This window comes from Aquisphaera insulae, from assembly GCF_011064615.1.
GTDB classification, from domain to species: domain Bacteria; phylum Planctomycetota; class Planctomycetia; order Isosphaerales; family Isosphaeraceae; genus Aquisphaera; species Aquisphaera insulae.
The window spans coordinates 1-9,325 of the sequence record NZ_JAALJH010000161.1; the positions used below are offsets into that span (position 1 = coordinate 1).

General features: G+C 66.2%; 8 protein-coding genes. 4 read left to right on the forward strand and 4 right to left on the reverse strand.

Annotated features, from left to right (window positions below; all coding sequences use genetic code 11):
- Positions 1 to 779 (forward strand): nucleotidyltransferase family protein (locus G6O54_RS35860; RefSeq protein WP_205679159.1); only part of this gene is annotated, 779 nt, incomplete at its 5' end.
- Between the two features lie 287 nt (positions 780 to 1,066).
- Here the strand turns inward: G6O54_RS35860 and G6O54_RS35865 are convergent.
- Both G6O54_RS35865 and G6O54_RS38295 read right to left on the reverse strand, forming a co-directional pair.
- Positions 1,067 to 1,648, reverse strand: a complete 582-nt coding sequence (locus G6O54_RS35865) for a hypothetical protein (protein ID WP_165235494.1) — start codon at positions 1,646 to 1,648, stop codon at positions 1,067 to 1,069.
- A 164-nt stretch (positions 1,649 to 1,812) separates the two neighbouring features.
- Complete coding sequence (locus G6O54_RS38295; protein ID WP_250847243.1) at positions 1,813 to 2,244, reverse strand: helix-turn-helix domain-containing protein; 432 nt, start codon at positions 2,242 to 2,244, stop codon at positions 1,813 to 1,815.
- A gap of 309 nt (positions 2,245 to 2,553) precedes the next feature.
- Between G6O54_RS38295 and G6O54_RS35875 the strand changes: the two genes are divergently transcribed.
- Positions 2,554 to 3,291, forward strand: a complete 738-nt coding sequence (locus G6O54_RS35875; protein WP_165235497.1) for a YebC/PmpR family DNA-binding transcriptional regulator — start codon at positions 2,554 to 2,556, stop codon at positions 3,289 to 3,291.
- A gap of 54 nt (positions 3,292 to 3,345) precedes the next feature.
- On the opposite strand, the gene G6O54_RS35880 is transcribed toward G6O54_RS35875, so the two are convergent.
- Entirely contained in the window at positions 3,346 to 4,548 is a 1,203-nt protein-coding gene (locus tag G6O54_RS35880; RefSeq protein WP_205679160.1) for an acyltransferase family protein, read from the reverse strand.
- A 207-nt stretch (positions 4,549 to 4,755) separates the two neighbouring features.
- On the opposite strand from G6O54_RS35880, the gene G6O54_RS35885 reads away from it, so the two are divergent.
- Complete coding sequence (locus tag G6O54_RS35885; protein ID WP_165235503.1) at positions 4,756 to 5,730, forward strand: quinone oxidoreductase family protein; 975 nt, start codon at positions 4,756 to 4,758, stop codon at positions 5,728 to 5,730.
- 92 nt (positions 5,731 to 5,822) lie between these two features.
- On the opposite strand, the gene G6O54_RS35890 is transcribed toward G6O54_RS35885, so the two are convergent.
- A complete protein-coding gene (locus tag G6O54_RS35890) occupies positions 5,823 to 6,593 on the reverse strand; it encodes a BPL-N domain-containing protein (protein WP_165235506.1) in 771 nt (256 codons plus the stop codon).
- A gap of 433 nt (positions 6,594 to 7,026) precedes the next feature.
- On the opposite strand from G6O54_RS35890, the gene G6O54_RS35895 reads away from it, so the two are divergent.
- Positions 7,027 to 8,763 carry a hypothetical protein gene (locus tag G6O54_RS35895; RefSeq protein ID WP_165235508.1) on the forward strand — a complete coding sequence of 579 codons (1,737 nt, stop codon included), beginning with the start codon at positions 7,027 to 7,029 and terminating at the stop codon, positions 8,761 to 8,763.
- Positions 8,764 to 9,325: the final 562 nt, after the last annotated feature.

Sequence of the window (9,325 nt, forward strand, 5' to 3'; positions counted from 1 at the left end):
TGGTCATCCCGACCCTGAGAGAAGAAGGAAGAGTGCTGGAATTCCTAAATCGGGCTTTCCATACAATTGTCGTGCGAGGGAGGAACGATACTCGCAAGGCCCCCGACGTGTTCCGATTCGAGGCGACTAGGTACATCGGCCGGCTTCGAGCACCGGAGGCTGCTGTTGCAAACGAGCCCCTTTTTTTGATCCCGTTCGAAGTGCAGATCCGCTCCGCGTTCGAACACGCATGGTCCACGACCACCCACGCCCTCGTCTACAAAGCCGCGACAGTTGATTGGAAGCGGGTAAGACTTGCGGCGCAACTCAAGGCGGCTGTGGAACAGCTTGACTCCCTGATTCTCATGTTTGAAGAAACCGTAGAGGGCATTGCTCCCAGGAGCTGGCCCGATATTGCGGCCAGACAGATGATCGCCGAATTTTACGCCGAGCTAGTCAAAAAGGGCCGTATACCGAGTGAAATTGCCCCTAAGGACCTGAGCCGTTTTGCTGATAACGTGTGGAATCTGCTAAAAGCGCAATACCGGGCCCGCGATGACGAGATGGAGGCCTATGCGAGTAAAGCGATAAACGTCATACGCATAGAGATCGAAGCAACTTCCGAGCCCCAAATCCCCCGTAGTATCTCGCTTTTCCAGTACACTCTCGGAATACTCACCAGAGGCAAAATCATTGGGAGCACGCTCTACCGATTTCACCCTCTTCTCACGCCCGAGCTAATTGCACTATATCCGGAAGTGGACAGGATAAAGGATCGCTTTGAGCTGCTAAGCGGTTAGCCAATTGAGAGCCCCACGGGGACATAGCGATCGAGCCCCACGGGGACATAGCGATTGAGCCCCCGGGGACACAGAGCCCCCGGGGACACACAGAGCCCCCGGGGACATAGCGCAGAGCCCCCGGGGACATAGCGATTGGTCCCAGGCGCAGAGCCCCCGGGGACATAGCGATTGGTCCCACAGAGCCCCCGGGGACATAGCGATTGGTCCCAGGCGTCTGGGGGATCTGGGCATTCGTCGATCCACATACCCGAGGAAGAGAGGCGCAACCTGGCCTTTGGCCCTCGTCAGGCCCCGGACGACTCGAGGTGGGTGCGGAGAGCTTCGAGGGGGGCCTTGGCGATGAAGCGAACCCGGTCGGCCTTGAGCATGGCCAGGCACCACGCGAGTGACTCCTCGCGAGTGAGGTCGGACGCCTTCACGGCATGGATCACTTCGACCAGGCAGCCCGCGACGTCGTCGGACATCAGACCCTCGTCGCTCATCTCGACCTGGTAGCTGCCCTGTTTCATCAGTTCCAGCGCCAGTTGCATGGCCGTCTGCAACTGGCCGGCCTCGATCAGGAGGCCCAGGTTCCGTTTCACCTCGCCGTAGGCCGCATAGTTGATGGGGAAGTTCCGGTTGATCAGGCGGGGATCGAACGCGGTCGCATCCGCGATGGCCTGGCGCGTCTCGTCGATCAGCGTGTCGGACGGCGGTGCCACGTCAAAGCGGGCCCTCAGGTCGCGCATCAGGTCGCGGTCGGACTGGGCCAGATCCATCAGAAGATCGACGATCTCCGATTGTTCTCGCTTCATCAGGGCCGCACGCAGCCCCGTCGAGGGCTCCGCCGGCTTCGGGGTTTGGGGCCCTTTCGTCGACCTGGGCATGGGGGCAACCTCCAGGAGAACGGGAGTTGGGGTGCTCGATGACGCGTTACGTTCCGCGGAGTCCAGGCAACCAGGCTTCCGCGGTCATCATTCTGGCCCCTTCCCCTTCTCCGCGGGGAAAGGTTTGGCGGACCATCCTTCCCCGCTCGCTCCCGCCGGAGGGATCACCCCTCATGGCCCTGGGGATGGGGGTATTTCGGCCCCTTGCCGGTGAGCAGGTATTCCGGGTTCACGCCGGTCAGCTCGATGAAGGCGAGCAGCACCTCGGCGGGCACCGTCACGCCGGTTTCGTAGTTGTACCAGGTCCGAACCGGCAGGCCGAGACGGCGCGCGGCCTCCAGGCCTCCCCTCTCGCCGAACTTCTCACCGCGAATCTCCCTGAGGCGACGAGCGATCCCTTCCCTCCTGTCCGACCACGTCTTCCCACTCCGGGGGCCGCCGGATTTGCCTGGGGCTGCCTTTTTCGGCGCCGGCCTGGCCTTGGGTTTCGTGTTCGAGGCCGCCCTGGGCTGGCCCTCCTTGTTCGTCCCAGCCGAACCGAGCGCCGGACGAGCCGCGACCGTCGGCCCCGCTTGCTTCCGCTTCGCCTTCGCCATACGATGTGACCCCCGTGACCGACGCCCAATGATCGACCGGATCGAGACATCACCGTACCACGGTCGTCTTGCCGCCTCCATGGGCCCTGGAAATTGGACGGCCACGGGTCCCTTCTCTCCCCGGCTCCGGCCCCGCCACGGGGCCGTCCGGATGAACCTCCCGGCGCAACATGCCGGGGGCGAGTTCCGGTATAATCGGCGTGACGAGCAGCCGCAGAGCATTCTCCTCGATGGCCTTTCCAGGCCGGGGCTCATCGAGGGCCTGTTACTCCAGATCAGTCTCGGCCACCAGACGAGGGCGCGATTCGCATGGGACGGATCTTCGAGAAGCGCAAGGCTTCCATCTTCAAGACCGCCGCTCAGAAATCGAAGCTGTTTTCCAAGTATGGAAGACAACTATATATGGCTGCCAAGAATGGGGTGCCCGACCCGGAGGCCAATCCGGCCCTGCGCGCGCTCGTCGAGAAGGCCAAGCGCGAGAACGTGGCGAGCCACGTGATCGAGAAGGCGATCCAGAAGGCGGCCGGGGCGGGGGGCGAGGACTTCCAGCCCGCGCGTTACGAGGGGTTCGGCCCCGGCGGCTCGCTGCTCATCGTCGATTGCCTGACCGACAACAACACGCGCACGATTTCCGACGTCCGCAATTGCTTCGGGAAGACGGGGTCCAAGCTGGCGGCCAATGGATCCGTGGTCCTGTCCTTCGACCACCTGGCGGTGCTTTCGTTCCGCGGCGACGACGAGGAGAAGGTGATCGAGGCCATGTTCGCCGCGGACGTCGCGATCGAGGACGTCGAGAGCAAGGATGGACAGATTACGATCTTCGCGCCTCCGGCCGAGTTCTACAAGGCGAAGATGGCCCTGCTCGAGGCGTTCCCCGGCCTCGACCTGGAGGTCCAGGAGATCACATTCCTCCCGCAGTCCAGCAAGACTCTCGGCGGGGACGAACTGGCCACGTTCGAGAAGCTGCTGGGCATGCTCAACGATTGCGATGACGTGCAGGAGGTCTACCACAATGTCGACCTTCCCGGCGAACCCGCGTCCGGATAGGCCGATCGCCGAGGGCGCCCCGCCTGCTGGCAGGAGTTGTCGGCATCGCGCGGGTTAGATCCGCAGGAAGAAGCCCCGTCGATACATCCAGAGCAGGATCAGCCAGAGGACGACCAGGACCGTGCCTCGCTCGAGCATCGTGGTATGGTCCGGCCCCAGGCTCTCGAAGATCGATCGGCCGAGATGGCGGCGGACATTGTCCTTGATGAAGCCTCCCATCAACTGCCACAGGACATACAGCGCGATCGGGTTCATCCCGGCGACGACGAGCGGGAACGACCAGCGCCTCCGGCCTCGCGCGTCGATGATCGCGTAGAAGGCGGCCAGGGCCATCGCCGCGACTCCGGCGCTGAAGATCGCCCAGGAGGGCGTCCAGATCCGCTTCACCAGCGGACAGAGGCCGGCCGCGGCGATCAGACTCCCCAGGGCGATCCCGGCGGCGCCGTAGCCCGCGAGTCGCGCCACCTTCGCCCTCGGGGATGAGTCGCCGCGGATCGTCCGCCCGGCCTGCATCCCGATGATCATCGTCGCCAGGGAGGGGATGAAGTTGAGCGTCTGGTAGCCGCCCTCGCTGAAGACGAAGGGGGTCGGCCTCGGGAAGAGGTTGAGGAACCATCGGTCGAAGGCGGCGGCGAGATTGGCGTTCTTCTCCCAGTGTCGGGCGAAACCCGTCAGGTGCGGCCAGTCGTCCGGCACGCCGACGGCCTTCCAGTCGAAGTCCGACGCCGGGAGCGGATAGAGCGCGAAGGCGAGCCAGTAAGCGACCAGGATGCCGAACGCGGCGAGCCATTGCGTCCGCGGCCGGGCGAACGCCAGGAGGAACAGGAACGGGTAGCCGAGGCCGATCTGGGCCAGGACGTTGGTGAAGACCCAGTCGGTGCTCGGGCTCCAGGCGGAGGTGAGGAAGACGGCGAGCAGGACCAGCACGAGGGACCGCCAGAGCGCGTGCGCGAGCAGGGTGGCGAAGGCCTGCCCGCGTGCCGTACGGCTGGCGATGGACCAGGGCAGGGCCACGCCCACCAGGAACATGAAGGCCGGCTGGATGAAGTCCCAGAGGGTGGCGCCGGCCCACTCGGCATGCTCGACCTGCGGGCCGACCCACCTCCAGGGCGAGCCGGGATCGAGATGGCGCGTCGCCTGCGCCAGGCCGAGGCCCCCGGAGGCCATCAGGAGCATGACGGCCCCCCGGTACGCGTCCAGCGAGACCAGCCGTTCGGCCCGCGTGGCGGGGTCTTTCGTGGCGATGTCGTGGTACACGGAGGCCCCTTGGTTTCTGGCTCTCCACGGGTCGGAACGGCCGGGGACGCTCGCGCCCGGTCGTCCCGGTTCCGGAGCACCGCCGGGACGTCGGCGACACGGCATCGATGAGTCTACCAGAGGGGTCGGCCGCCTGATCCATGCGAATTGCCCCGCCGCTAGAATGGAGAGTCCATCCGAGTCGAGCTAGCCACCAGGAGAACCCGAATGCCCAAGGCGATTCGACTGACGCAGACAGGCGGCCCCGAGGTCCTGAAATGGGAAGACGTTGAGGTCGGCGAACCCGGCGAGGGCCAGGCCCGGATCCGGCACACCGCCGTCGGGGTGAACTACATCGACACGTACCAGCGGTCGGGGCTGTATCCGATCCCCGTCCCGGGCGGACTTGGCAGCGAGGCCGCGGGGGTCGTCGAGGCGGTCGGCCCCGGCGTCACCGTCGTCAAACCCGGTCAGCGGGTGGTCTATGCCGGCGGCCCGCCCGGATCGTACTCCCAGGCCCGCCTGATCCCGGCGAGCCTCCTCGTCCCCATCCCGGAAGGGGTGACGGATCCGATCGCGGCGGCCGTGATGCTCAAGGGGATGACGTCCCAGTACCTGATCCGCCGGACCTACCCGGTCAAGGCGGGCGAGACGGTCCTGTTCCACGCCGCCGCCGGGGGTGTCGGGCTGATCGCGTGCCAGTGGCTGAAGGCCCTGGGGGCGACCGTGATCGGCACGGTGGGATCGGATGAGAAGGCGGAGGTCGCCAGGGCCCACGGTTGCGAGCACGTCATCGTCTCCACCCGCGAGGACATCGCCAGGCGGGTCCGGGAGATCACCGGCGGGGCGGGCGTGCCCGTGGTCTACGACTCGGTCGGAAAGGACACGTTCCTCGCCTCGCTCGACTGCCTGAAGCCGCTCGGCCTGATGGTGAGCTTCGGCAACTCCTCGGGGAAGGTGACGCCCTTCGACATCGGGATCCTGTCCCAGAAGGGCTCGCTCTACCTGACCAGGCCGACCCTGGCGACCTACACGGCCAGTCGCACGGACCTGGAGGCGACGGCCAGGGATGTGTTCGACGCGATCCGGGAGGGCAAGGTGAAGGTCGAGATTCGGCACACCTACCCGCTCGCGGAGGCGGCCCGGGTGCATCGCGATCTTGAAGGGCGAAAGACCGTCGGGTCGATCGTGATGGTGCCGTGATCCGGCGGCCGATCCGCCGGCGGGTCCTGATGGAGGCCGCCGCACCCCCGGCGGACCTCCTCCGGGCCGGGCTCATTCCGATGAGCACTCGGTCATTTGTTTGAATCATGCGGGAGCGACGTCCGATCAAGGGCCGCACGAATCAGCGTCGCCGCATACGCATTGTCGTCGGCCGTCGACGTGGTGAAGCTCATCCCTCGTCGCCAGCTCTCCGGTGCCTCCGGGTGGACGCCGGAGAGGATCACCCATCCGTCACCGGATCTTCCTTCCACGATCGCGGGCGTCCCGTCGGGATACTTGCCGACGATCTCGCCCCAACCGGTGAACTGCGGGCCATCTTCCCAGTACTGATCCAACGTGGGGGCGTCGATTCGAGTGATCGGAACGACCGCCTTATGGATCCCGCGATTCACCGCCGAGTAGAAGTCGAATCGGACGCCGGCCGTCAGATTCAATCCGTTCTCCTTGCAATCGCCGGCGAGTAACCCTCCGGCGCAGATCCCGAGGTAGTTCAGTCCATCCTGTACGGCATCGCGAATCCTGGCCGCCGTTCCCGACGAAAGGCTCTCGCCCATGGTGATGTAATTGCCGCCAGGGACAATCAGAAGCCGATAAGCACGCAGGCGCGATTCACTCATCTGGTTCAACTGTTCTGAGTTCGCCGTCGAGTATTCGAGGTGCCGTTCTTCCAGGATCGTCTCGAGCGCCTCGACATCGTTTCGTGAGGTGCCGGCTCCGCTGAACAGGAGAATGGGAGGTGTTGTGTTTGAGGTCAGAGGGATCGCGGGATGGTTCGCACGGTTGCAGCCGTAGGCAAGGAGTATGAGGAGAGAGACAGAAGCCGGAGCGAGGCGTCGTTTCATTGGAAGTTCTCGGTCCGCTCTCGTGCCACTGGAGCCGGCTGCGCAGGGCCTCGATGGAGTCTTCGACGAGGAGGCCCGCCCAGTCGGCCTCGAGCGTGGCCGGGCGCCACGCCGGCGCCTCCTCGCGCGAGGTCGGATGCCTTCAAGGCCTGGATCGCCTCGCCCGGGCCGTCCGCGACCTCGGCGGCATGCCATCTCGGAGCATGACGCGGCGGCCAACGATTTGTCAGTATGGCCGGCGAGGACCCGAAGTATCAAATTTTCAGCCCCAGCGGCGCTCCGTACCGGGCGGAGAACGGGAGGGGACGTCGCGGGGAATCGGCGATCCCGCGCCCGGCCGGGCAGCCCCTCCACCGCGCCGGCGGGCGCTGATAGGATGGCCGAACCGTGTCCCGACGCCGTCCGTCCGGTCCATCATTGAAAGCGACTGACCATGGACACCCCTGATGCGCCTCGTGACGTCTATCGTCCCAGTGGAAAGGTCGGGTGGTCGCGGTTCGTCCCGGGGCTGCTGGCGGCGGGGGGCGTGGCCGCGGCCCTGGCCTGGCTGCTGAACGCCGTCCTCAACAAGGGGTTCTATCTCATCTTCGTGGCCCCGTTCTTCGCCGCCCTGATGCTCGGGGGATTCTGGTTCCTGGTGCTGGGCTGGTCGCACTGCCGCAACACGCGGCTGGCCGCGACCGCCTCGGTCGTCCTGGCGCTGGTGCTCTACCTGGGCTATTACCATGTCGGCCTCCTCCAACTGATCGGCTACGAGAACGCACATCGGGTGGACATCTTGCCTCGCTACGTCCAGTTCCGGATGAAGACGGATGTCGCGCGGAATGCTCACGACGTCGGCGCGAAGCGGCGGCCGCAGGTCGGTCCCAACGGGGTGCAGCAGGCGTTCAACTGGTTCTTCTCCGGAGTCGAGCTGCTCGGCGTGATCGCGGTCCTGACGGCGACGGGAGTCACTCGGTCGTCGCGGGCGTACTGCGAATCGTGCGGGCGCTGGATGGAGTCCGAGACGCAGAAGCTGCCGCCCGGGATGGCCGCGACGTCGTGGGAGGCGATGGCGGCGGGTGACCTTGTCAACGCGCCGGGACCATCCCCCGGGCCGGCCCCGGCGAACGTCCCGCACGGCTTGCTCACGGTCGAGCACTGTCCGAGCTGCCCGGCGTCGGGGCGTGCGAGCGTGGCCTATCTGACCGTGAAGGACGTTCCGTTGCCCGGCAGGCCGGATCCCATGACGGCCAAACTGGCCGCGGCCTTCAAGCCGAAGCCGGTCGCGGGCCTGCGGACGTTGGCGGACCACGTCGCGCTCGAGCCCGAGGAAGTCGGCGCGTTCGCCCGGACCTTCCCCGGGCTCGGCCGCACGATCGAGGCGAACCCCGGCCTCTTCGCCCGCGAGCACGAGGCCGCCCATCGGCTCGCTGCCGACGAGGTCGTCGCGTCCGGTTTCCACGACCGCCCGGTGCGGGCCCTCGCGACGGTCGAGGAGGTCGAGCCCGGCGAGGCGGGGACCATCCTGACCCGCAAGAACGCGGTCCTCCAGACGATCCTCGGGACCGTGACCACCCTGGGAGGGTTCGTGCCGGCCTTCGCTCCCACGCTCGTGCTGTTCAATCTCGATACCAAGCCGCCCGACTGGTTCTTCGGCGTCGCCGTGGCATGGATGGTCGGCTGGATGATATTCACGCTCGTCTGGTGCCTCTTCTTCGCGCGGTATCCGACGTCCCGGTTCATGGCCCGCAAGACGCGCCAGGCCTTCGAGATGCGGGTCAGCCCGCTCGTCGACCTGAACGACCCGGACCTCGTCTTCGTCGACATCATCCCCCGGGCCAACTGGGGGAAGATCATGATGGAGAACGCCACGGACATCGGCTACGTCCAGTTGAACAAGGGCAGGCGCGAGATCGTGTTCGAGGGGGACCGCCAGCGATACCGGATCCCGGTCGAATCCATCCTCTCGGTCGAGCATGAATCCTGGTCCGAGCCCACCAGGCACCAGTTGCAATCGGCGCCGAGTCAGAATCACGCGATCGTCGTCCGCGCGATGACCAAGGACGGCCCCTGGGAGACCTGGTTCTACCAGCGGTGGAACACACTCCGCCCCATCACCGAGAAGGGCCGGCTGGCCGACGCCGTCGCGCTGGAGTCGAGGATCCGCGAGCTGATGGATCGGGGGTGAGCCCCAGTGCCGTGGAGGGGTTGCCACGGCCGATCTTTGCTCGATTCGACAGCCCCGGCGACTACCGGGCCGGATTGGTGGGGTGTGCGCGACACGTGGTCGACCCGTCCTGATTTCCGGCCTCGTTCCTGGGAGCCCCATCGTTCGGTCCGCCTGTCGACCAACGGGGGCGGCCCGGAGCTTCGGGGCGCCGCGACCTGGATCTGCAGGCGGGGCGGGCTCTCGACGTGCGTCGAGGCGACGTGGGCCAGCCGATAGAAGGCGACAACCTCCACCAGGCCCAGGATCGCGCAGCCGATCCAGACGAACTGCCTGCTGGAATCCGGGGGCCATCGTCGGTCGTCGGATGCCCCGATCCCCGGCCGGTCCCCACGTCCGTGGAACTCCTCCGGGCCAGCCGGACGGATGGGCCACCCGGTTGTCTCGTGTCGGAAGCCCGGCTCCCGGTTGCCGGTGACGTGGGATCGGTCGATCACACAGGCCTGACTCATGATCATGTCCTCCGTTAGGCCGATGGGCATGGGCCCCCGGCAGCCACGGGAGAACGATAGGAGGACGACCT

Bases quoted from the DNA above. Each gene is read 5' to 3' on its own strand.
- G6O54_RS35865 (WP_165235494.1), bottom strand. From the start codon at position 1,648: ATGCCCAGGTCGACGAAAGGGCCCCAAACCCCGAAGCCGGCGGAGCCC.
- G6O54_RS38295 (WP_250847243.1), bottom strand. From the start codon at position 2,244: ATGGCGAAGGCGAAGCGGAAGCAAGCGGGGCCGACGGTCGCGGCTCGT.
- G6O54_RS35875 (WP_165235497.1), top strand. From the start codon at position 2,554: ATGGGACGGATCTTCGAGAAGCGCAAGGCTTCCATCTTCAAGACCGCC.
- G6O54_RS35885 (WP_165235503.1), top strand. From the start codon at position 4,756: ATGCCCAAGGCGATTCGACTGACGCAGACAGGCGGCCCCGAGGTCCTG.
- G6O54_RS35890 (WP_165235506.1), bottom strand. From the start codon at position 6,593: ATGAAACGACGCCTCGCTCCGGCTTCTGTCTCTCTCCTCATACTCCTT.
- G6O54_RS35895 (WP_165235508.1), top strand. From the start codon at position 7,027: ATGGACACCCCTGATGCGCCTCGTGACGTCTATCGTCCCAGTGGAAAG.